The following is a 22342-nucleotide window of genomic DNA, read 5'->3' as shown; positions in this document are numbered from 1 at the left end:
TTCCCTCATATAGCAGACAGCGCCGTTCCGTGGATGCAATCAGACAAACACCATGCGCGAAGGGTTTTGCGGGTCGTATTTGACCGGAAACGTGAATCCTTCCGTGAGCGTTATCTTACTGGTATCGATCCAGGTAGTGAAGGAGCTTTGAAAAGGAAACCCCATGTTATCCGGCTGTACCTCTACCTCAACAAAAAACGGGGCGAAGCGCTGGATCGGAGCACCTGCTTGCTGTTTGCGCAGAATGCTCGCCTGCCCTGAAGCTCCAGTTTTCTCTAGCTGATGATGCAGCATCTGCACCTCTGCCAGTGCCAGAGCCGCCTGTGCATCAACCTGGGCGGCCATGCCCGAGAAACCAGCGGGCTGCTGAGCGCCGGGCATAGTCCGCTGCTGCCTACTACTGGCCTGTTCTGCCCGGCGCTCAGCTTCTTCCAGGTCCATTAAGGCCTGCAATTCTGGGTCCAGGCCGTACTTTCCAGCGCCGGTAGCGGACGAAGCAGGTGTTCCGGGCGGTGCCGAGAGCAGCGCATCGCGCCTGACCTTTTCTGCCTGCCGCTCGACTTGCTGCCTATGTTTCATTCCTTTCAAGTCATAGCGGTCATCATGAGATAGATCAAGCTCAACTTCCAGGCTGTTGGGATCATACTTCACATTCACCGTATCGCCCACCTCGGGATGGGGGGTAAACGAGTAAAAGTGGTGCGTGGTCTTCGCCCTGAACGGCTGGCGGTTTGCAGGGTGTACCTCCAGCACAAACTCAAATTTGTCATGGTGCTCTTCTTCCCAACGGCCGAACACCATCTCGGCGTACAGAACCTTTGCCTGGGCAGACTCGTGGTGACCAAACATGCGGAAATCCTCCAGTCTCATAGCGCTTTAGCACACTTGTAGATCAGCTTCAATCATATTCCATGTGTCAAGCCACCAGTGATCATACCGTCTGGACAAGCACGAAATGTAGGGCTACAATAGACGGCAGTTTCGCTGTTCAATGGAGAAGAGAAGAGACGAGGAAAGATTGTGAACATTCGTGTTATCGGAGTCCCAATAGACCTGGGCGCTGGCCGGCATGGGGCCGATTTAGGACCGGCGGCAATTCGTTACGCCGACCTGAACAAAAAGCTACGCCAGCTGGGTTATACGGTTATTGACGAGGGAAATCTGCCTGTTCCTGGCCCTGAAACATCCCTTTCGGGTGAACCAAAGCTGACAAATCTGGAGCCTATTCTGGAAGTATGTACAGAGTTGGCCAGGCGTGTAGAAGACATCGCGGCCGGGGGTGATTTTCCGCTGGTGATCGGCGGTGACCATAGCCTGGCGCTGGGGTCGATTACCGGAGTCGCGAAGATTCAGAAGCCGTTGGGCCTGTTATGGGTTGACGCGCATGGCGATTTCAACACCGATCAGACTTCGCCCTCCGGTCATATTCACGGTATGCCACTGGCGGCGCTGGCAGGCTTCGGCGATGAGCGGCTGGTTTCCCTCGGCGGATTCAGTCCAAAGCTGGACCCGGCGCATATCGCTATTGTGGGAGTGCGCGACCTCGATGTGGGTGAGAAGGAACTGCTGCGCGCCGCCCAGGTGCATGTCTTTACGATGAAAGATATCGACCATATGGGTATTGCCGCCGTTATCGAGCAGGCGCTGGCAATTACAACAAATGGCACACGCGGCCTGCATGTGAGTTTTGATATCGATGTGCTTGATCCGCGAGAGGCGCACGGTGTGGGTACGCCGGTCAGAGGCGGCCTGACGTACCGCGAGGCCAGCGTGGTGATGGAAGAGATCGCGGCATCTGGCAAGATGACCTCGCTGGATGTGGTTGAGGATAATCCTTTACTCGACAACAAGAACCGGACGGCAATGATGGCGGTAGATCTGATACTGTCCGCTTTTGGGAAGCGCATTTATTAGGTTTTTAGCAATAAGAGGAACGCCAAAACCTCGCCCGGGCGAGGTTTTGGCGTTCCTCTTATTGCTAAAAACCTGAGTTATTACTTACGCCGTAGCTTTGGCCATAGCTGCTGTCCGTGGTTTTGTCTGTGAAACCAGCACCAGGATTACGACGGTGACACCGGCGATCAGGTGCGGCAGCCAGACGTTCGGAGCGTCCTTGTAAAATCCGAACAGGAATGGCGAGACGGCGAGAAACGCGGCGGCCAGGAAGTCGATGACCAGGTGGTAGGTCATGGGCAGGAAGCGCACGCCCGGAATGCCACGCTCGTAGTTGGTCAACAGGCTATAGATGATGAGGACGACGCCAAGTACCATGGGCAGAATAACGGCTATCCCACCGACGTTGAAGAAACCGAAAACAAATGGAGCGGCGATCAGTCCAACACCACCGATGTAGTCGAAGATGCCATGAATCGATGTGGGCACAAAACGAATGCTGTTCATTAAAGTAATTTCCTTTCGTAATGATCCTGCTGAATAATCAGCAAAGATGACGATATATAACCGTTTTACCTTTATCTAGCACCGCCTGAAGCTTTCAGTAGTGCTATTTGTCGTAATGTACGGAATAATTTGTCGTCTAGATCATTCACAATACGTCCTTTGGCGAATGACGCACGTGTTTTTTCATGTTATGCTGGGTGTGTTGAGGGCAAAAACCTGGCTAGCTACTGAAAACCAGTTCGAACGTGTCATTCTGAGCGCAGCGAAGAATCTGAAAGGAGCCAGATCGGTCAGGTGCTTGCCTCAGATTCTTCGCTGCGCTCAGAATGACATGCAAGGAACTCTTTTTCATAGCTACCTGATAAAGAGGAATACCATGATGGAGATAGGCAAACAAGGTGTCAAAAGATAATGTAGAAAAATGGGCGACCACAAGGGTACGCCCCTACTATAGCGCCTGGTTCTCTGTTTGTATGCTTATGCTCATCTTGCTAGTGGCTGGTTGCGGAACATCGGGTGTTACTACTCTCACTAAAAAACCCGTTGCTACTGCCACCTTGAATGTTCCAACCGCTTCAACACCCTTTCCCAATGCGGCTCAAATCGATGCTTACCTGACGGGACTGGAACAGAAGGGCGTTTTGAGCGGGTCCGTACTTGTAGCACATGATGGGATGCTCTTCGAGAAAGGCTACGGGCTGGCAGATAAGGACGCGAATATTCCTAATACGCCGCAGACACGCTTCCGCATCGGCTCGAATACCAAGCAGTTTACGGCGATGGCGATCCTTCTATTACAGGAACGTGGCAAATTGCATGTGCAGGACCACATCTGCCTCTATGTTCCCGACTGCCCGCAGGATTGGCAGTCTATCACTATCGAAAATCTGCTAACACATACTTCCGGCATTCCTGATTACATCAACTCACCTGATTTCCTATCGTTCTGGCTTAAGCCTGCCACTCCTGAAGAACTGGTTGCGCGTTTTAAAGACCTGCCGCTTGAATTTACACCCGGCTCGCGTTTCAAGTACAGCAATTCGGGCTATACCCTGCTGGGCTATATCATCGAGCGTGTCAGCGGTGAATCGTATGCGGCGTTTTTGCAGCAAAATATCTTTACACCGCTCAAGATGTACAATACGGGCTACGATACGACCTACCCTGCGCTGCCACAACATGCCACCGGCTATTACCAGGGATACATCAAACCGGCGCCCTATGATCCCACAGTGCTCTACGCGGCAGGGGCATTGTATTCGACCGTGGAAGATTTGAACATATGGGACCAGGCGCTGATGATGCATAAACTGGTTTCCCAGCAGGCGCTAGATGCGATGTTCACCCCACATATCGCGTGCCCGCCGCCTGGACCGGGCGGTTGTTTGCAACACGCGGACCTGGGATACGGCTATGGCTGGTTCATTGCCGCGGAGCCGCAGGGCAGATTGATCTATCATGTCGGCCATATTGACGGATTCTTCACATATAATGGCTTCTATCCCAAAAGCAATCTTGTCGTCGTTGTGCTGAGCAACCTGGAGACGACAAATGTGTTGCGAACGGGGCTGGCATTGGCCGCTATGGTATAAGACAGGGGGGGATTGTCGGAACCGGTGCTGTTTAGTAGCGTTCCTGTGAAAGCAAGCCGTCGAGGTCCGGTTCAAACTCTCGTGAAGATGGGCTTATGGTTACCCCTTTCATATTGACAATCGCGAATAGCTTTTCGAGCGTTAAGCTTACAGCACCTTCTACCATCATTTCTGTTCGCTCGATATTTTTGAGCTCATAAGGAACGACAGAGGCTTCGATCTGGGCGCGAATGGTAATCTCATACATGGTAGCAATAGCTCCTTCTGGGGTCACAAGAGCAGATATCCTATCAATCTGCGTGGCTAATACCCCCGATTGCACAGGATAGCTGAAAATGCCGCTTGAAGGGAACTGGCAAATTTATCATTCATTTAACATTTTCGATTTGAAGGATTCTTCCCCTTTCATTCCTCAGGGCTTCGGCTTATTGCGCTCAGAATGACATGCAGGGGCCAGGAGATTCTTCGCTTTGCTCAGAATGACATGATTCTGGTCATGTTATTCTAAGCGCAGGGATTATGGGTCTGCTTAATTCGATGCAAAAAGTGTCTGCTCTTGACTCTCCTCATTGAGATTATCGACACGGGCGTTATTCTTCCGGTCTTCTGACTCAGGTGCAAACACTTCGGGAGTAAATGCGGCCAGCTGGATGCGTTTCTCGGCTGCGGCGAAGTAGGCTGGATCGATTTCTATGCCGGTAAAACACCGGTTGAGTTGCAAGGCAGCTACTCCAGTTGAACCAACTCCCATAAAGGGGTCGAACACGAGGTCGCCTGGATGGGTGGCTAATTCTATCAGTCTGCTCAACACCTTGATGGGCTTCTGAGTTGGATGAACAGGGTTTTTTACTCGTTCCTTGCCCATACAGATGGGGCTTTCTATGAAGTTGTGCATGTCTTTCTGCCTGGTAAAATTCCAGGTGTGCCCTTTGTTCCAGACGCATACGATGAGTTCGCAGCTATTGAGGAAGCCTGCTCGCCTGAGCTTTGGCGGCGGGTTGGTGTTATGGGTAAGAATACCAGAAGCCAGGGCAAAGACATGCGGATCATCCGCGAGCGTTACATCCCAGAATGTGTCACACATGGATGGCCTGACAGCTATTACTTCGCTCCTCTGCTTCTCATCACTATGCCCATTGCGACTCGTGCGAATAGTACCCATGTATTTGGGGAATGGCACATCCCTCAACCGGCCATCAGCAACCTTGAGCGTCAGGTGGTATCCCAGACGAGCGCAGAGCGTTCGCATATCCCGCGCCAGTGCATCATTGCAGGTAAAGCTCAGTCGCCAGCGTTCATTCTGCTCATCATAATTTCCATCACCCTCTAAGTAACCGGCAAGCAATGATTCCAGAAACCGGTTCGACCTTCGCCAGCAAGTCATGCGTAGATGCCTGGTCTTTGCGTTTGTGTCATCAATATACTTTTTGATCACCTCGACTGCTATCTTCCCCCGGATAATGGTGGTAGCTCCATCCCCATCACCATAGTATTTTGTATCTGATGAACAGCCCAGCGCTCTCGCTATACGGTCAATGCGATCAAACCTTGCTGTCTCTTTTCTATGTGCCGCAAAAAAGACCGTGTCGTTATCAGTACCTATATTGCCTTCCGCCAGGTACATACCCACAAACCAGCCGATTTCTTCGTCAGGCAAAAAGGCAGGATAATCGGGAGTATCAGGCTCTGGGATGACTGTTGTCTGGATGATATCGCCAATCTGCAAATCTCGCGTAGGAACCAACCCGCGCGCTGTCGGCCAGCGATGTTCCTTGGTGGCAGAAATTTTTTCACCGCTGCGAAGCTCTATCTCAAGTCCTTCGCTCCCTGGTTGCGCCCTGTCCCACGATAGTACCTGCGTCCACTTCTGCCCATTCCAAAGCTTTACAGAACAAGGCTCCATACGCACAAGGTCTTTTAGCATCAGCGGGCCATCGCCTTCAGCAGTCCTGGCGTATACCCTTGTACTTGCGGCAAGACACTTATGCCACACCATGAACTGAAAGGTATCGAAGGCAGGATCAAACACCTGGTGCCACTGGCCCAATAAGTTATAGCTGGTGAAAGCAAAGATGGTGCCTGTTGGCTTCAGCACGCGTTTGAACTCATTTAGCCAATCAGCGGGGTTGAAGATGGTGGTATCCCACTCGGCAACGTCGTTATTAAAGTCTTTTCGCCAGGACATTTTGATGTTGCCGGTGGAGTAACGGCCTAGATTATAGGGTGGGTCTGTTAGAATCAGGTCAATGGATTGGTCGGGTATTGTTTTAATGAGTTGGGAGCTATCGCCTAAGATCAGATTATATTTACCCATTTTCTCTGAATACACCTTTAATACCGTGTTTCCCGCCTTATTTATGATTCTGGCCGGGGATTGCATGAAACTATTGTATGTTATTTCTTGCTGTTAGCCAAATCTAGAGACCTGATTGTGGTACGTTTTGTAGGGACAGTTGCTTGTCCCTACAAAACGTACCGAGATTGCCGAATGCGGGCGTCGACAGGCACCAGCATTCTCTATATCTTCCCATTATATGCGATAATTAACCTGAGTAATCTACTCATCAATTTTTCTAGCAGGAGTTATTATGTTTTCAGGTCGAACCACAGGTGACATGGGGAAACGGGACAGGCACCAGGCACTGTCCCTACAGCACTTCCTCATGCTGGGGGGACTCTCCATCATGGCGCTGATTGCGCTGTATCAGAGTTATCGTTCGCATCGCGCCGTTCGAGAGCTACATCCACCGGACGATCTTCCTTTGCCGGAAACGGCACCGCGTGTCTCGATTATCCTGCCGGTACGCAATGAGGAGGCGAATATTGATGCCTGCCTCAAATCGCTGCTGGCGCAGGATTATCCAAATTTCAGTATCACGGTTATCGATGATGGCTCAACCGACGCTACTCCTTGCCTGCTGGATCAGTGGAGAGGACGCGACCCGCGTATCATGGTACACCGGATTGACGATCTGCCCCCTGATTGGGCGGGCAAGCCGCACGCGCTGCATACGGGAGCTACCCTTACAGATGGCGAATGGATGCTGTTTACGGACGCCGATACACGGCATGCTCCACAGACGCTGCGCCTGATGGTCGGGCACGCGTTGGGCCGGAACATCGATTTACTGACCATGTACACAAATCTGATGGATATGAGTGGCACGGCGATGCCCTTGCTGATGCCCTTGAGCGAGGTGATCCTGGCCCATCGTGTGACACCGGGCGAGATTAGCGATCCTGCGCACCCACGCGCGTTCGCCTTTGGGCAATATATTCTGCTGCGCCGCAAGGCGTATGTGGAGACAGGTGGCTACGCGGCCAGCTACATGCGCACAACCTTTATCGACGATCTCGCGCTCGCTGAACAGTTCAAATGGGCTGGAAAGCGCGTCGAGCTGGTGAATGGACGCGGCCTGATTGCGAACCGGCAGTGGACGACGTGGAAAAGCGCCCGCCAGGGGTGGGGGAAGAGTTGTTATAGCGAAATCATTCGTTCGCGCGTGCCATTTGGTGGTCTGCACGCCGGGTTAGCGTTGATTATTTATGGTCTGGGACCACTTTGCACGCTTGCCTATGCGCTCCTTACGAGAAAAATGCCTCGTCTCGCTGCGCTGCTGGCAGGCATTACTCTGCTGGCGCAGATCGACGCGAAACGCTGCTTTGATCGCGAACATGGATTGCTGGTAACCTGGTCTCTGGCGGCGCCTTTGAGCTGGGCTGTTTTTGGCGTCATGGTGCTTGACGTGGCACGTTTGATATTGACGGGGCATGGCGCGCAATGGAAAGGGCGGCAGATTCATATACGGGAGAGAATGTTGCCGCCGGGCAAGTCAACGGAAATTCTTCCCTTTCGTTCCTCAGGGCTTCGGCTCACTGCTCAGAATGACATGCCCTGGATACAGGATAAGCAGAAGGAACCAGGATATGCCCCGGATACAGGACACACCCCGGAGCCAGGACAGGCACCAGGCGCTGTCCCTACGGGGTTGGCCGATTAGTTCATGTGCGAAAATATATGAAGATGTAAGGCCATGCGTTCACACGCGGAGGTCTCATGAGAATAGTCAAAGTACTCTTCACCTGCCATCTCGCGGCCCTGATTTGTGGATTGGGGGTCTTGTTGATCATTGCGCCACATCCGCAAGTATGGGATACAAATCCTGTTGGGGTGGCTATTTTTGAGTTTGTGCTGCGCAGCGCCGGGACGCTGCAAATCATCTTTGGCGCGGCGACGATGTTTTTCTTCGGGCTACTGGGCGTCGGCCCGCGCAAGACGCTGATCTTTTTTGCCGCTTCGGTACTTGTCACGATGGGCATTGAATTGCTCAATATGAGGATCGGTTTCCCATCGGGCATTTCTTCTGCCACGCCGCTTGCCGATATTAAAGTGGCCGGACTCGTTTCCTATTCCATCCTGCTAACCTGGTTTTATATGGGCTTCACATCCTACTTGCTGGCGAGCAAACTGGCGGCGAAACTTGAATTGCATCGCCAGACGTTGTGGTCGCTGATCCTGGGTACTTATTTCTTGATGACCTGGGACCTGGCGCTCAGCGCTGCGCTGGCAAGCCAGCGCATTTCTACACAAATATGGCACTGGCAGGAATACGGTTCTTACTTTGGTCTGCCGATGAGCAGTCTTGCCGGTTGGACGCTTGATATTCTGATCCTGCTCACCGTATGCAGATTGCTGTGGCGCTCCAATCTTGATACGAGGCAAGTGACGACCTGGGTTCCGTTTGGGGTCTATACGGTGAATACGGGCTTCGCGATGATTTTGAGCCTCGGCAGCGGCCTGTGGTTCACTCCGTTTTTATTGATCGTGTTCGTGTTGTTTCCTGAATCGTTAGTGCTTGTTCCCGGCAATGATGAAATACGGACTTCGCAGGATGGCCGGGGGCGCGCGGCTCTGAGCCAATCTGTGTGGCTAGTGATGCGAGGTATGAGCCTGGTAATCGGCTGGCGAACAATGGTGATCCAGGTCGAGGGAGTTGAACATGTTCCACAGTCGGGGCCGGTGTTGGTTGCCGCGCGCCACTTCCACTACTTCTATGATGGGTTTATCCTGGTGCGGGCCATTCCCCGGCGCTTGCATACGATTGTGGCGCTGGACTGGGTGACATCGCGAAAGTTGCGCCTGGTCATAGAGCTGGCCTGTTTGCTGGCCGATTGGCCGGTGGTGCTGCGCAGCGAGCAGTTTCACGAACACGAGCCGGATAAGCAGTGGGCCTATACGCCCATTGAGACCCGGCAATATCTGCGGCAATTGACGCGGGCGGCGGTGCGGCTGTTCCGGTCAGGGGAGATGATGGTCATTTTTCCAGAGGGCTATCCCAACATTGATCCGCATCCGACGCCGAAGCCGGACCTTGAGGCTTTTATGCCCTTCAAACCCGGCTTCGCCAGGCTGGTAGAGCTGGCAGAAAAGGATAGAAAAACGCGGGTGGCGATTGTTCCGGCAGGTCTGAGTTACACACGCGGGCAAGATAAGCGTTGGCACACTACGGTGCGCTTTGGCGAGCCACGTTATCGTAGTGATTTTGACGATATCGAACAACTGGTGAGCGCTATTGAGCAAGATGTGCGTACACTCTCGTACACGACGCCAACCGCCCTTTCAGGGTAAGTGGATATAGGAGAACTTTCCATGATCTCCATCAAAGGCTCTCATTTTCAGGATGAGGCGGGACGAACGCTGCTGTTGCGGGGGATCAATCTGGGTGGGAGTTCTAAGGTGCCGTTCAAACCGGATGGCGCTACGCATATTCGCGATGGCTTCTTTGAACACCGCGATATATCGTTTGTTGGACGCCCTTTTCCGCTTGAGGAGGCCGATGAACACTTCTCGCGTTTGAAGGAATGGGGCTTCAACTTCCTGCGCTTCCTGATAACCTGGGAGGCGATAGAGCACGCGGGGCCGGGAATATATGACGAAGATTACCTGGACTATATTTACGCGATTCTCCAAAAGGCCGGAGAGTATGGTTTTCACGTGTGTATCGATCCGCACCAGGATGTCTGGAGCCGCTTTTCAGGGGGCGATGGAGCGCCCGGCTGGACATTCGAGGCCGTGGGATTGGATATTACAAAGTTCCAGGAGACGGGCGCTGCCATTCTTCACCAGCTTTGGGATGGCCCTTTTCCGCGTATGATCTGGCCTACGAATGGGGCGAAACTGGCGGCTGCGACAATGTGTACGCTCTTTTTCGGCGGCAATGATTTCGCTCCGCTGGTACATGTGGATGGCGAGCCGGTACAGGAGTACCTGCAGCGGCATTATATCGAGGCGATAAAGCAGGTAGCGCGGCGGGTGCGTGAATTGCCGAACGTGATTGGCTACGATACGATGAACGAGCCGCTGAGTGGCTATATTGGTTGCAAGGATGCCAACACGTATAACGGGCTGGTCAAAATGGGCAAGTGTCCAACCGTGTTTCAGACGATGCTGCTCGGCGATGGATATCCAGAGGAGATCGAGGTGTGGGAACAGCGTGTGAGCGGCCCCAGACTTGTTGGTCATCACACGGTCAATGCCAAGATGATACGTGCCTGGCGCGATGGGATAGAGTGCATCTGGAAGCGGCATGGGGTGTGGGATGTGACGCCAGACGGAACACCGCGCCTGCTGCGCCTCGATTATTTTGCTGTGATAAATGGACGAGAGGTGGATTTCAGTGAGGATTATTACCGGCCATTTGCCAATCGTTTCGCGCGCGAAATGCGCTCAGTCCACCCGGGAGCGCTGATCTTTCTGGAATGTGAGATCAACCATAAACCGCCCCATTGGAGGGCAGAGGATGCGCCGGAGATCGTTTACGCCCCGCACTGGTACGATGCATTCGTGCTGTTCATGAAGCAGTACTCGCCATGGGTCGGCTTCAATATATTTACCGGGAAGCTGGTGTTCGGGCCGGGCCGCATTCGCAGGTCATTTGCCGCTCAATTGGCGACGTTCAGGCAGCAGGCGGCAGCATTTCTGGGTGGCGCGCCCGTGCTTATTGGCGAGATTGGTATACCGTTCGACCTGGATAAGAAGAAGGCGTATCGCAGCGGTGATTTTAGCAAGCAGATACGGGCGATGAATCGAAACATGCGCGCGTTAGAGGACGCGCTGATGAGCTGCACGCTGTGGAACTATACGGCAGACAATACGAATGCGTATGGCGATCAATGGAATGACGAGGACCTGTCGATTTTCAGCCGCGATCAGCAACTGCATCCAGCGGATATTCATTCTGGTGGACGGGCGCTACAGGCGGTGGTACGGCCATACGCGCGGGCAGTGGCGGGCGAGCCGCTGCGGATGGGGTTTGATATGCGGCGCAAGATCTTCGAGTTCGAGTTCCGCCATGATGCCTCGATTAGCGCGCCGACGGTGTTGTTTGTGCCCAATTACCAGTATCCGCGTGGATACACAGTCGAGGTCTCGGACGGCAGCTACGAGATAGACCGCGAGCGGCAGGTGGTCGAATACCGGCACACGGAGGCGAGAGAGATACATAAGATTCGGGTGATCAAGCTCCATTAACGGTCCCTTTATGAAACTCGCGCCAGCGGAAGGCCAGTCCAAAGGTGGCGAAGACGAGCGCGGTACCACCTGCCACTACGAAAGCGAGTTGCGTACCGCCCAGGTCGGCCAGTCCACCTGCCAGCAGCGCACCGAAAGAGCTGGTGCCAGAGAATATGTAGCTGTAAAGCCCGGCCACACGCCCTTGCAGGTAGCCAGGCGTGGCAAGTTGGACGATGGCATTCGTGTTGGAGGTGTAGAGGGTATAGCAAATGCCGGTGGCAATCAGTAGGAGTACTGCGCCAACGACGGTATTCTGTGGCGCGAGCAACAGTTCACCTATGCCGAACCCTCCTGCGCTCATTAGCAAGATACGCCAGTTTGCGCGGCCCAATGAGGCGGAAATCAAGGCGCCTATTAACGCACCGGCTCCAAAACATGCCGTCAGCAGGCCATAGATCTCGGCGCCTGAACGCAGCGTATTGCTGGCGACGAGTGGCAGCAGCACGTTGAAGTTGATACTTGCCGTACAGATGAAGAGGAAGATCGTTAATGCCAGCCAGACGGTCGTCGTGCGGCGCGCATAGTCAAGACCCTCGCCAATTCCGCGCAGAATCGTAGGCCTGCCATGCCGCTCAATCGGCAGCAGCTCGTTGACGTTCATCATCAGCAGGGCGATGATTACAGCCACATAGCTGATTGCGTCAATGCTAAAACAGATGCCGACTCCAAAAGCAGCTATGAGCAGGCCGCCGAGTCCGGGGCCGATGATGCGAGTCGCGTTGGCTACACTGGAATTCAGCGCGATGGCGTTTGGTAATTCTTCGCGTCCAACCATCTGGAAGATGAATGCCTGCCGGCTGGGATTATTGATGATTAATACGAGTCCGCGCAGGGCCGCGATTGCGTAGGCTTCCCACACAGTGACGACATGCAAAAGCGTCAGTCCGGCCATTGTACCGCTGCATAATGCCAGGGCCACCTGGGTCGCAATCAGCGTTGTCCGATGATCGAGCCGGTCGCTGATCGCTCCCCCGAACAGGCCGAGTATTACATATGGGCCGAATTGCCAGAAAGCCAGCATACCGACTGCGAATGCCGAGTGGGTCAGTTCGAGAACAAGCCAGGCCATGGCTGCGCTCTGCAGCCAGGTGCCGATCTGAGAGAGAAACTGGCCCGAAAAATAGAGCCGATAGTTATGATGCCGGCGCAGGCTGGCGAAAGTATGCCCGCTAAAAAATGCTCCAGGATTACGTACAGATATTCTCATTCCCCACGCTTCACTAGCTGCTGCAATGGTTCAATGGCAGCCGCGACTGCAGCAAGTTCGTCGGGTGTCAGGGTTTCCAGGCGGGTAGCAAGCCAGGCTGTTCGTCGCTCGCGCAGGGTCTCCAAAACCTGGCAGCCAGACGTCGTGATATTGAGATCGACGCGCCTGCGATCTTGAAGATTACTTTTTGCGCGCTCAACGAATCCCGCTGTTTCAAGCCTGTCAATATGGTTCACAAGGGTGGGGGCGCTCATATGCTCCTGGGCGGCAAGTTCACCCAGGCCGATGCCCGGCGAACGCTGTATGGCGGCGAGCAGGCTGGCCTGAGTGCTGGTGACGCCCAGCTCATGCGCTTCACCGCGTAAAAATCGATGCAGGCGCAGCAGCACGGGACGCAACCGGTTAGCAACTGTGAGCGCGTCTAAGGCCGCGGTGGCAGCAATGGGCTGCTGAGGAGAATCTGTACTGGATGATTTCTTAATCATAATATCTATCTCCATGCAAAAGTAGAGGATAGTTTTATCTATGAGACCGGTAGGAAGATTCGAAGTACAGCTTAAACCCTACCACTGAATCCTCAATTGTGAAGTAATTCGTTAGGCTAACTATATTATACGACATTTGATGATGGATGTCGAACTCAGCAGAGGGACATGGAGCATTTACTCAATAAAACCCAGCTGTATTGGATTCTTGCCAAATACCTCGCAGAGACGTTTGCGGTAGTAGAGTGAAGGTTTATGTTCTCCTCGCTCCCACCTTCCTATGGTTTTTGGATCAAGGGATCGATACTCCTTGTCCTTCGCACATAGGTCCAGGATTCGTCTAACAAGTTCTTGTTGTGACCAGTTATGTAATTCGCGCTCGCGACGAAGACGCCAGCCAAAGTTTGCTCTTCCTTCCGGTTTTACCAGTCCTGCAGCCTGTTCAATCAACTCGTTTCCTCTTTCTTTCATTGTTTTGTCTTAGATCGCAACCTGGTATCAGAATGCTTGTTTTCGCTGAGTCAAGCATAATTTCATAGTCCTCTTTATGGAAGTAGCATCTGTGAAGACTTTGTGGCTGCTTGATGGCAACTTGATAGCACGCGCTTTTACACGTCTTTTTCTAGTGATGAAGTATGCTAGTGGGCTTTTCTCTTGACGTTTTATCAGGTAGAAAAGGGCCACACAGTGAAGTGAGAGATGCATCTCGACTACCTTTACCTGCTAAAGAAGAGGATGTGGAGGTAAAGATTTTATGCAGACTCCACCCCAAAGAAAGAAGAGCAAATTACAGAGCGAGCGCGAACGCAGGGGTTGGTCGCGAAGCTATGTTGCTCAACAAGTTGGAGTGAGCGAATATACCGTCGGACAATGGGAACGGGGCAAACATATGCCCTATCCGGTGTATGTTCAGAAGCTCTGTGAACTCTTTGAAACCAGGGCCGAGGCCCTGGATCTGATAAATTCTTCTGAATGCTGCCTGGATGATGCCGAAAAGCAGAGTAGCCCAATACCTGTACCGCATACAAGAAAAAGGCGCTTCCTGCTTGCCATAGCCGGAATGTTGCTTGTACTCATTATTACTTCTGGACTTGGTGTCTATGTTGTGCGCCCTTTCTCACTCTTCCGCGTTAAACCTGGAGGAGTATGGATCAGTCCTACGGGCACGATGGTAGGGGATGTTATTCATTTTGCCGCCTATGCCTATCCGACGAACAACGGAGACCCGCAAATCGACCATGTGAACTTTACGGCGTACTGGCCGGGAGTAGATCCACGTATGTGGAAGATTCTGTGTGTGATTCGGGGGCCGGCGCGCAAAGATGTCTATGCCTGCGATGTCAATATCAAACCGCTCGGAGCGCCACGCGGCCCAATTATCATCAGCTTTGACGTGTATGATCGCCAGGGAAATTACAGTCTCGCACCTAACGGCGAGCATAGAGTGATGTATGTGCCGGACCATTGAGCAGTAACTGCGAAAGGTATCTTTTAGCGATCAACGCAGCCCATGACAACATCGGTGCTGCCGATGATGGCGACAGCATCGCTCATTTTGTGCCCGCGCAGGAGTTCGGGCAGAATAGGCCATATAAGGCCGCGCCGTGCGGATATCGAGATGTATGAAAATCAGGGGAAGTAGTGGAGTGAGGTCTGGCGGCTTTCACAGTTTTCAATAGCCATAGGCTCATAAAAAAGCGCACCCGGCAGGACTCGAACCCGCAACCTACTGATCCGAAGTCAGACGCTCTATCCATTGAGCTACGGGTGCTTCGGAAAATTATATCACCGGTGTCAACTTCAATTCACGCAGGCACGCGCTGGAAAGAGGTATAGAGGTCTCTCACGCGCAGGTGAGTACGTCCACCCGCTTTCAAACGTATACGTATCAGACGCGGAGTATACAAGCGCTACCGTGCAGAAAGTGAACGAATGAGAAACTATTCCCAAAAATGAGGTTCGAATTATGTCATCTAATAGTTCTACAACTCCTGGCGTCTCGCCGGGGCAGGTTTTCTATGCAATGTATCCCACGGGGTCGTGGCCAGGAGGCGGGGCAGTCACAAGGCCGAAGAAACGTGATATCGCGGGATGGAAGGAGTCCGATTACCTGGATTACGCCGATTTCGACAACGCGATCAAATTAAACTCTGAGATTTCTTACGCGCTCTGCCAGTGGTTGATGCGCCAGGCACACGAACAGCCCGGCGATCCGCTTACGCCAGATGAGTGGAATACCTGGTATAAATATGCGGTAAACCACTGCCCACGGTTTGCGCAAGAGCAGTGAAACATCTCTCCTGGGAACAACCTGCCGATCATGATTTGTAGGGCATTACCTCAAAGGTTGCCATGTGCTGTATATCTGTATAAATTTGTGAGAAACCCTCTTGATTGCCGGAGGAAGGATTATTGTGACCCATAAAAGCATAGGTAGCCTGCGTTACCATGTCGTTCAAGATTGATGAGGAAGATGATTGGGCGAGGTGAGCGTCATCCATATGCTCCAGCTCCATGGCATCACTGCGTACCTTTTCTAACCACCCCTGCATGGTCGTGATGGCCGTATCGATCTGGGCGGCGAGCTGGTGCTGAGCCCGCGTGGCACCCGGCGAAGAAACGACACCGGTCAAATGGAGTTGAATGTGATAAAGGTAGCCATTGGGATTTTGCCCGGCGTGCAATTCAAGCAATCCTATTTGAGCGAATGTGGTATTCGCGGTGATAGGAGTGCCTGCGGGCACATCCTGGCCAACAAATTTGATGCCATCCAGGTAATCGAGGGCACCTATGATTTGCTGGCGCGCGGCGGTATAATTTTGCGCATTCCAATCTTTCTGCGCAGCCCCGGCAAATTGCATGACCTTTTGCGTGTTTCTGTAGGTCCAGATATCCAGGCCGCCGGGCAGGTGATATGGTCCGAGTTCTGGATCGCTCGCGAGCAGGTGGCGCAGGTGATCGAGCAGAGTGTAAGTCTGTCCCTGGACAGGAGTCTGCGGAATTTCGGCATAGTAGCGCCATTTGCTGAGGTCAGGGGAGGGCACGATGGGTGTCGCCTCTGAGCTTTCCTCGGTGATCAGGAAGCGGCTGGTGACGGCGAGCAGGTTGGTATGGGTGCTATCGCCTTTATAGAGGAAATTGATAGCGCCATGATTGACGGTGAGAGCGCCAAGAAAGACCGGAGGTTCTTCGCTCTGATTTAGATCTGGCAGTAGCCACGCGTAATAGTTTGTATTGGGCGTGGGGTTTGGAATATTGCGCAGGGTGATCTGTAATTCGTCGTTGCTGCCCTCGTTGGTGGTTTCATTTACCTGGCCGGTACTTATGAAGATGGCCTGTCCGACAGTAGTGCCGGTAGTGACTGTAGTGGTTGGGCTATGATGGTTGAAGACGAAAAAAGCGCCCAGCCCTGAGCCTGCGAGGATTACTACTAGCAGTATAATCAGGCTGGCGATGATAATTGCGCGTCGTTTGGACGCGGGAGGCGGGGATTGTACCGGCGCCGGTTTGAGTAGCGGCGGCGGGGTGGACCCATGTATGCCCGCAGGCCGCTGATCGGTGGACGGTCTGGCGCTCCCACCCCTGGCTCCCACGTCTTGCGCATTAGCTCCCAGGCCGGCATCACTATTTACCTGCTCGTTCAAATTTCCGGCTGAATCTGATGAACTGACCGGCATATCCTGGTAGTGTACCTGTGCTGTTTGCATCATTTCTGGCGCGCTATATTGGGTTACAACGGTTGCGCTATCTGGAGACGCAGGTGGCTTTTGAGCGGATTTATCTCTTCCGGGGTTGACGCCCCGATTTTCGGGTGAGGAGGGCGTTTTATCTGCTGCTGATGTGGGGATGATGGTCTGGTCAGTTGACAGGTTCGTGCTACCTGACCTTGAAAGTGCGCGCTTCAAGTCGTCGGGCAGGGAGAGATTGAATGTGGCAGCGACGTCCGCAATCATGGTGGCGGCGCTGGAATAGCGTTCCTGGGGGTTTTTGGCCATGCTTTTGAGCAGGACATTTGAAAGCTGGGGTGGTAAAGTAGGATTCATCTTAGACGGATCGGCCGGTGTGGCTGTGAGATGTTGCATCATGATGCCGGTGACGCTTTCACCTCTGAAAGGTGGCGTGCCTGTGAATATCTCGTAGAGCATGACACCGAGGGCGTAGAGGTCGGTCTGCGGGCTGACAGGAGCGTTTTGTACCTGTTCAGGCGAGATGTAGAGCGGGGTGCCCATGACGGAGTTGGTGAGTGTCTGGCCCGCGATGCCCAGGACTTTGGCGAGGCCAAAATCGGTGAGCATAGGTTCGCCGGCGGCATTGTGTGTGGTGTTGCGCGAGTCGAGCAGGATGTTGGCGGGTTTGATGTCGCGGTGGATCATGCCTCGCCGGTGGGCGTAGTCAATAGCAAGGCTGATGGGCGTAAAAAGGCGAATGATATCCTCAGCGGGAGGGATACGCCCCTGGCGCGAGGTACTGCGGACATAATCGGCGAGGGTGGGGCCGGGAATATACTCCATTATCATGTAGGCGATTGCTTCCGATCCTGGACTTCCCATTGCGCTGTTCTCAGAGCTATAGAAGTCATGGATCTGGACGATGTTGGGGTGACGCAAGGAGGCGACGACCTGTGCTTCTCGTGTAAAACGGGTGACAAAATTGGGGTCTTCGCGCAAATTCGCCTGGAGTAGCTTGATGGCAACGTAACGCTGCAACTGTGTATCCAGGGCTTTCCATACCTCGGCCATCCCACCTCTCCCCAGGCGTTCCTGTAGTTCATATTTACCGAGCCGGCGTGGCGTAATGCTCATAAATGATGTAACTTTCCGGTTATTGAATCAGGACAGGCACCAGGCGCTGTCCCTCCATTAGTATACACTGTTGTAAATTCATGTCAATGCGTAATAATAAAGGGGTCTGCATCCTGCGGGGTGAGCGGCGATCCGCCGACAGTGCCATCCCGGACCGGACGTGATAATGCAGTTCCATAAAATATAGTGGGAATGGATGGCCGATGACGAATTTTTACCAGCAAAATCGGGAAGCCCCCAGGCCGTGTCATTCTGAGCGCAGCGAAGAATCCGTGTCCGTCGGTCCAGAGATTCTTCGCTGCGCTCAGAATGACACGGCTAAGATCACTCCGATTGCTGGTTTTGATCGTGGAATTTCTTAATCGGCGGTGGGCGCGATCAATCGGCCCTACTCCTCGTGATGTATCATTTCTGCCGCGTCTGGTATAATTGCCGTATGAGGGCGGGCGACCATTGTAGAGTGCAGATGGATCTAGCAGGTGGTACACCCCTACAGGTTCCCCGTCAATTGAAGTTAAAGGATCAAAAATGATTGATATCTGTATGTTAGGGACGTGTGGGATGATGCCGATGCCGGGACGCTGGCTGTCATGCGCGCTGGTGCGTTGCGGGCCGGCACTGACCTTGCTGGATTGCGGAGAGGGAACACAGATTCCATGGAAGGCTCTCGGCTGGGGCTTTCGCCAGCTGGGAGCGATCTGCTTTTCGCATATGCATGCCGATCATGTAGCAGGCTTGCCAGGGGTGTTGTTTATGGTCGCCCACGCGGAGCGAACAGAGCCGCTGGATATCTATGGCCCCCCTGGCACAGCTTATGTTGTGGATGGACTGCGGCGTATCGCGGCTGAATTGCCTTTTCCGGTGCGCATTCACGAGTTGAGGGGCGGAGAGCAATTTTCACTACCTGGTGGATTGCGTGGTTCCTGTGCGTTAGCGGCGCATAACGTGCCCTGCCTGGCTTACCGGCTGGAACTGGCACGCAACCGGCCCTTCCTGCCGGAGCAGGCGCGAGCGTTGGGGCTGCCGGTGCAGTTGTGGTCACGGCTGCAACATGGCGAGACGGTAGCATACGAAGGGCAAACAGTGACACCTGAACAGGTGCTGGGACCTCCACGCCGCGGCATTTCGCTAGCCTACATTACGGATACTCGCCCAACACAGCAGCTGGCCGCGTTTGCACATGATGTAGATTTGCTGATCTGCGAAAGTATGTACGATGATCCCGAGGATTTGCCACTGGCAAAGGCGCACGCGCATATGCTGGCCCAGGAGTCAGCCGGTATCGCAAAGGCAGCGCAAGCTCATGCCCTGCTGCTGACGCATTTTAGCCCGAAGATTACTGATACATTGCCGGCACAAAAAGCGGCACAGCGTGTATTCGCGAACGCTCGTGCCGCGAAAGATGGAATGATCGTGACGCTTGATTTCCCCTCTTAACTCGCTTCCGAGAGGTCAGTTCCCTCGTTTCGCTCATCATCTACAGTGATTTCTTGTTCATCGAAAGGCTCTAGTAGTTGCAAACGCGAGCGAGAATGCTTGAGGTAGCGATCAAAAAATTCCGTGACCTTCTTGACGTAGGCGATGCGGTCTTGAAAGTAGACGCCACAATGATCGGCACCCGGTCCTATCCATAATTCCTTCGGCTCACCGGCGGCGTTGTAGAGCAGAGTGGCATCGCGCGGATCGACGATGGAGTCTTTGTCGCCGTGGATAATCAGGATGGGACGGGGGGCGATGCGAGCAATTTCACGCAGGGGTTCAACCTGGTGAAAATGATAACCGGCACGCCATCCTAGCAGGTAATCGGCGACCCAGGTAAATGGGGCCGAGGGGACGCGCACGGCACGGCGGAAATTGTAATCGATGACGCCCCATTGGGTGGCGAAAGCACCATCGGCCACCACTGCCTCAACGTTTTCATTTCGAGCAGCGGCCATGATGGCGACCGCAGCTCCCATGGAATAAGCAATAACGCCGATGCGCGTGTGGGGAGCGCGCTCTCTGGCATAGGCGACCGCACCAAGAAAGTCATTGATCTCGCGGTAGCCAAGGGTAACCTGGGCGCCAACCTCTGAGCCATGCCCGTGATACTCAAATACCAGGACGTTATGGCCGGCCTTCCAGAGATGCGCGGAGATGCCGAGTACATCGGCCATGCCGCTGCGATAGCCAGGACAAACCAGGATTGTGGTGGCCGCTTCCTCGTCGGCAATATACCAGCCTCTTACCTTATGATCTCCACTGAGCGGGGAGAACGTAACGACTTCGGCAGGCAAACCGAGTTCATATGGACTGAACGTATAGCTATCAAATGGAGTGCTTCGTTTAGGACGGGTGAGAGATTCTACAAGATAGACCGCTACACCAAACAAAATTCCTATCAAACCAATACTGCCACCAACTCCACCGATCACTATTCGCTTCAACGGAGGACGGAAAAGTCGTATATTTTGCAACTGAAGCATAGAAGTTGCTGACCTTTCTAGTATTTGACCGGCATAGGAGGACAATTCTATTCATTAATTTATAACGTCAAGAGCAGCAAATTTATGCCCTACTATATATACGTATCAAGCGGCTCGTTGTTGATCACCGGCTTCGCCTCGGCCCAAATTATCATTCCATAAAGCTATGAAAAACATAAGAATTATATATTGGAATTATAACAAGCGGCGGAATATAATAATTTATAGGACTTCATCCTATATCATTTATTCTCTTGATATATCAACTGGTTTGTTTTTAGTGGGTGGGAAGGGGTATAAGGGATTCTTCGCTGCGCGAAGAATCCCTCTCCAACCAGGGCTGGCCTGGTATCATTGCCTGCTCCCTTAAGAAAGAGATGAAAAGCATATGAAAACAGAACTTGAATCACGAACTTTGACCCGCCCGCAAGAGGCGGGTTCGCAATTGTTAGCTCCCTCCAGGCTTCCGGTACGTCAAATCCCACCCGAATCAGATAAGATCAATGCCATCATCGGCTGGATACTTCAGGGCGGTGTGATGCTCAGCGCGGCAGTAATTTTGTTTGGACTCATCCTGTTTCCATTCCGCCCTGGGGGATTTTCGACTGAGCGGCTGCTGGCTTTTCCTGAAACGCTGAGTGGGCTATGGGCAGAGTTGTTGGTGCTGCGGCCACAGGCAGTCATTACGCTGGGTCTTTTGTTGCTGATCGCGACGCCGGTGCTGCGAGTGGCAGTGTCGGTGGTGGCTTTTGCGTTGGAGCGCGACCGGCGCTATGTGGTGATTACGCTGGGGGTGCTGGCAATCTTGTTGGTGAGCATTTTCGTGGTTGGAAATATGGTGACACATGGCCATGGAACAACAATTTCGCAACTGCACTTTTCATATCTGACGATCATATTGATTTTCGTGGGAGCAATCGCGGCGGGCCTGCTGGGTTCGCTGGTAGGTTTAGGCGGCGGGGTACTGATCGTGCCCTTGCTGACGCTGGCTTTTGGTTTTCCGATTTACTTCGCGATTGGCGCGAGCATCATTTCAGTGATTGCCACCTCGAGTGGCGCGGCGGCGGCCTACGTGCGAGATCGCCTGACCAACCTGCGTGTAGGCATGTTTCTTGAGCTTGCGACGACGGCGGGCGCGATCTGTGGCGCGTTTGTGGCCGGGCTGCTGGCGCCGGGAATTCTGGCGGTGATCTTTGGCATCATCCTGCTGGTTTCGGCGGCGCCGATCCTTTTCAAGCTGGGCGAAGAATTGCCGAAAGGTGTGAAGAATGATCGCTGGGCCACCTGGCTGCGCCTCAATAGCACCTATCCTGATGCGCACCTGGGGCGTGAGGTTTCCTACTCGGTGACGCGCACCCCGCTGGGGATGGCGATGATGTACATCGCGGGCCTGATTTCTGGCCTGCTGGGCATCGGCAGCGGCACGTTCAAGGTGCTGGCGCTTGATACGATTATGCGATTGCCAATGAAGGTTTCGACGACGACGAGCAATTTCATGATCGGCGTAACAGCCGCGGCCAGCGCGGGCATCTACTTCTCACGCGGCGATATACCGCCGATGATCGCGGCTCCGGTAGCCCTGGGCATTTTGATCGGCGCGCTGGCAGGGGCACGCCTGCTGCTGCACCTGAGTAATCGCACGCTGCGCCTGATCTTCCTGCCGGTGATTGTGGCGGCGGCCATCGAGATGATGTTACATGGGCTGGGAGTGGGGCCGTTTTAGCCAGGCTGTCTACATATGGGGAGATTTTCCGGCTGGCAACGATAAGGCACGCCTCTCGTGTGAGGCGTGCCTTATCGTTGCCAGCGACGGGGTCT

The 22342-nt window shown here is 53.5% G+C and carries 19 protein-coding genes and 1 tRNA gene; 9 read left to right on the top strand and 11 right to left on the bottom strand.

Annotated elements, in window-relative coordinates:
- Positions 1-39 precede the first annotated feature (39 nt).
- Entirely contained in the window at positions 40-849 is an 810-nt protein-coding gene (locus tag VFA09_08365) for a hypothetical protein (GenBank protein ID HZU67277.1), read from the bottom strand.
- Positions 850-1020: 171 nt separating this feature from the next.
- Here VFA09_08365 and rocF point away from each other — a divergent pair, with 171 nt between their 5' ends.
- Positions 1021-1914 carry an arginase gene (gene rocF, locus VFA09_08360; GenBank protein HZU67276.1) on the top strand — a complete coding sequence of 298 codons (894 nt, stop codon included), beginning with the start codon at positions 1021-1023 and terminating at the stop codon, positions 1912-1914.
- Positions 1915-1998: 84 nt separating this feature from the next.
- Here the strand turns inward: rocF and VFA09_08355 are convergent, their stop codons facing one another.
- A complete protein-coding gene (locus VFA09_08355; GenBank protein ID HZU67275.1) occupies positions 1999-2400 on the bottom strand; it encodes an SPW repeat protein in 402 nt (133 codons plus the stop codon).
- A 398-nt stretch (positions 2401-2798) separates the two neighbouring features.
- On the opposite strand from VFA09_08355, the gene VFA09_08350 reads away from it, so the two are divergent.
- Positions 2799-3992: a serine hydrolase domain-containing protein gene (locus VFA09_08350; GenBank protein ID HZU67274.1), complete on the top strand. Its 1194-nt coding sequence runs from the start codon at positions 2799-2801 to the stop codon at positions 3990-3992.
- Between the two features lie 31 nt (positions 3993-4023).
- On the opposite strand, the gene VFA09_08345 is transcribed toward VFA09_08350, so the two are convergent.
- Together VFA09_08345 and VFA09_08340 are read right to left on the bottom strand one after the other, a co-directional pair.
- Positions 4024-4239, bottom strand: coding sequence for a hypothetical protein (locus VFA09_08345; protein HZU67273.1), 216 nt, complete (start codon positions 4237-4239; stop codon positions 4024-4026).
- A gap of 282 nt (positions 4240-4521) precedes the next feature.
- Positions 4522-6306: a DNA methyltransferase gene (locus VFA09_08340; GenBank protein HZU67272.1), complete on the bottom strand. Its 1785-nt coding sequence runs from the start codon at positions 6304-6306 to the stop codon at positions 4522-4524.
- A gap of 274 nt (positions 6307-6580) precedes the next feature.
- Between VFA09_08340 and VFA09_08335 the strand changes: the two genes are divergently transcribed.
- The 3 genes from VFA09_08335 to VFA09_08325 are packed head-to-tail and all read left to right on the top strand — an operon-like array spanning position 6581 to position 11523.
- Positions 6581-7993 carry a glycosyltransferase family 2 protein gene (locus VFA09_08335; GenBank protein HZU67271.1) on the top strand — a complete coding sequence of 471 codons (1413 nt, stop codon included), beginning with the start codon at positions 6581-6583 and terminating at the stop codon, positions 7991-7993.
- A 56-nt stretch (positions 7994-8049) separates the two neighbouring features.
- Positions 8050-9621 carry a carotenoid biosynthesis protein gene (locus VFA09_08330; protein HZU67270.1) on the top strand — a complete coding sequence of 524 codons (1572 nt, stop codon included), beginning with the start codon at positions 8050-8052 and terminating at the stop codon, positions 9619-9621.
- A 21-nt stretch (positions 9622-9642) separates the two neighbouring features.
- Entirely contained in the window at positions 9643-11523 is a 1881-nt protein-coding gene (locus VFA09_08325) for a cellulase family glycosylhydrolase (GenBank protein ID HZU67269.1), read from the top strand.
- On the opposite strand, the gene VFA09_08320 is transcribed toward VFA09_08325, so the two are convergent.
- The 3 genes from VFA09_08320 to VFA09_08310 all read right to left on the bottom strand — a co-directional run bounded on the left by VFA09_08320 (position 11510) and on the right by VFA09_08310 (position 13707).
- Positions 11510-12772 carry an MFS transporter gene (locus tag VFA09_08320; protein ID HZU67268.1) on the bottom strand — a complete coding sequence of 421 codons (1263 nt, stop codon included), beginning with the start codon at positions 12770-12772 and terminating at the stop codon, positions 11510-11512. The genes VFA09_08325 and VFA09_08320 overlap by 14 nt on opposite strands.
- Positions 12769-13257: a MarR family transcriptional regulator gene (locus VFA09_08315; GenBank protein ID HZU67267.1), complete on the bottom strand. Its 489-nt coding sequence runs from the start codon at positions 13255-13257 to the stop codon at positions 12769-12771. The genes VFA09_08320 and VFA09_08315 overlap by 4 nt, the downstream gene beginning before the upstream one ends.
- Positions 13258-13434: 177 nt before the next feature.
- Positions 13435-13707, bottom strand: a complete 273-nt coding sequence (locus VFA09_08310; protein HZU67266.1) for a helix-turn-helix transcriptional regulator — start codon at positions 13705-13707, stop codon at positions 13435-13437.
- A 304-nt stretch (positions 13708-14011) separates the two neighbouring features.
- On the opposite strand from VFA09_08310, the gene VFA09_08305 reads away from it, so the two are divergent.
- Positions 14012-14725, top strand: a complete 714-nt coding sequence (locus VFA09_08305) for a helix-turn-helix transcriptional regulator (GenBank protein ID HZU67265.1) — start codon at positions 14012-14014, stop codon at positions 14723-14725.
- Between the two features lie 23 nt (positions 14726-14748).
- Here VFA09_08305 and VFA09_08300 read toward each other — a convergent pair whose 3' ends face one another.
- Positions 14749-14838: a hypothetical protein gene (locus VFA09_08300; GenBank protein HZU67264.1), complete on the bottom strand. Its 90-nt coding sequence runs from the start codon at positions 14836-14838 to the stop codon at positions 14749-14751.
- Between the two features lie 117 nt (positions 14839-14955).
- Positions 14956-15028, bottom strand: a tRNA-Arg gene (locus VFA09_08295).
- Between the two features lie 195 nt (positions 15029-15223).
- On the opposite strand from VFA09_08295, the gene VFA09_08290 reads away from it, so the two are divergent.
- Entirely contained in the window at positions 15224-15547 is a 324-nt protein-coding gene (locus VFA09_08290) for a hypothetical protein (protein ID HZU67263.1), read from the top strand.
- Positions 15548-15575: 28 nt separating this feature from the next.
- Here the strand turns inward: VFA09_08290 and VFA09_08285 are convergent, their stop codons facing one another.
- A complete protein-coding gene (locus VFA09_08285) occupies positions 15576-18059 on the bottom strand; it encodes a serine/threonine-protein kinase (GenBank protein ID HZU67262.1) in 2484 nt (827 codons plus the stop codon).
- Between the two features lie 528 nt (positions 18060-18587).
- Here VFA09_08285 and VFA09_08280 point away from each other — a divergent pair.
- Entirely contained in the window at positions 18588-19496 is a 909-nt protein-coding gene (locus VFA09_08280; protein HZU67261.1) for a ribonuclease Z, read from the top strand.
- Here the strand turns inward: VFA09_08280 and VFA09_08275 are convergent.
- Positions 19493-20524 carry an alpha/beta hydrolase gene (locus tag VFA09_08275; protein ID HZU67260.1) on the bottom strand — a complete coding sequence of 344 codons (1032 nt, stop codon included), beginning with the start codon at positions 20522-20524 and terminating at the stop codon, positions 19493-19495. The two genes, VFA09_08280 and VFA09_08275, sit on opposite strands and share 4 nt — an antisense overlap.
- Before the next feature lie 388 nt (positions 20525-20912).
- On the opposite strand from VFA09_08275, the gene VFA09_08270 reads away from it, so the two are divergent.
- Positions 20913-22247 carry a TSUP family transporter gene (locus VFA09_08270; GenBank protein HZU67259.1) on the top strand — a complete coding sequence of 445 codons (1335 nt, stop codon included), beginning with the start codon at positions 20913-20915 and terminating at the stop codon, positions 22245-22247.
- The last annotated feature ends 95 nt before the right edge of the window (positions 22248-22342 follow it).

The sequence above is a fragment of the Ktedonobacteraceae bacterium genome (assembly GCA_035653615.1).
Lineage (GTDB): Bacteria > Chloroflexota > Ktedonobacteria > Ktedonobacterales > Ktedonobacteraceae > DASRBN01.
The sequence above is the reverse complement of the archived record's forward strand: the minus strand, read 5'-3'. Positions and strand labels throughout refer to the sequence as shown.

Coding starts and splice junctions, on each gene's coding strand:
- VFA09_08280 (HZU67261.1), top strand. CDS start 18,588: ATGATTGATATCTGTATGTTAGGGACGTGTGGGATGATGCCGATGCCG.
- VFA09_08340 (HZU67272.1), bottom strand. CDS start 6,306: ATGGGTAAATATAATCTGATCTTAGGCGATAGCTCCCAACTCATTAAA.
- VFA09_08315 (HZU67267.1), bottom strand. CDS start 13,257: ATGATTAAGAAATCATCCAGTACAGATTCTCCTCAGCAGCCCATTGCT.
- VFA09_08355 (HZU67275.1), bottom strand. CDS start 2,400: ATGAACAGCATTCGTTTTGTGCCCACATCGATTCATGGCATCTTCGAC.
- VFA09_08335 (HZU67271.1), top strand. CDS start 6,581: ATGTTTTCAGGTCGAACCACAGGTGACATGGGGAAACGGGACAGGCAC.
- VFA09_08305 (HZU67265.1), top strand. CDS start 14,012: ATGCAGACTCCACCCCAAAGAAAGAAGAGCAAATTACAGAGCGAGCGC.
- VFA09_08275 (HZU67260.1), bottom strand. CDS start 20,524: ATGCTTCAGTTGCAAAATATACGACTTTTCCGTCCTCCGTTGAAGCGA.
- VFA09_08290 (HZU67263.1), top strand. CDS start 15,224: ATGTCATCTAATAGTTCTACAACTCCTGGCGTCTCGCCGGGGCAGGTT.
- VFA09_08270 (HZU67259.1), top strand. CDS start 20,913: ATGAAAACAGAACTTGAATCACGAACTTTGACCCGCCCGCAAGAGGCG.
- VFA09_08320 (HZU67268.1), bottom strand. CDS start 12,772: ATGAGAATATCTGTACGTAATCCTGGAGCATTTTTTAGCGGGCATACT.
- VFA09_08330 (HZU67270.1), top strand. CDS start 8,050: ATGAGAATAGTCAAAGTACTCTTCACCTGCCATCTCGCGGCCCTGATT.
- VFA09_08325 (HZU67269.1), top strand. CDS start 9,643: ATGATCTCCATCAAAGGCTCTCATTTTCAGGATGAGGCGGGACGAACG.
- VFA09_08365 (HZU67277.1), bottom strand. CDS start 849: ATGTTTGGTCACCACGAGTCTGCCCAGGCAAAGGTTCTGTACGCCGAG.
- VFA09_08285 (HZU67262.1), bottom strand. CDS start 18,059: ATGAGCATTACGCCACGCCGGCTCGGTAAATATGAACTACAGGAACGC.
- VFA09_08345 (HZU67273.1), bottom strand. CDS start 4,239: ATGTATGAGATTACCATTCGCGCCCAGATCGAAGCCTCTGTCGTTCCT.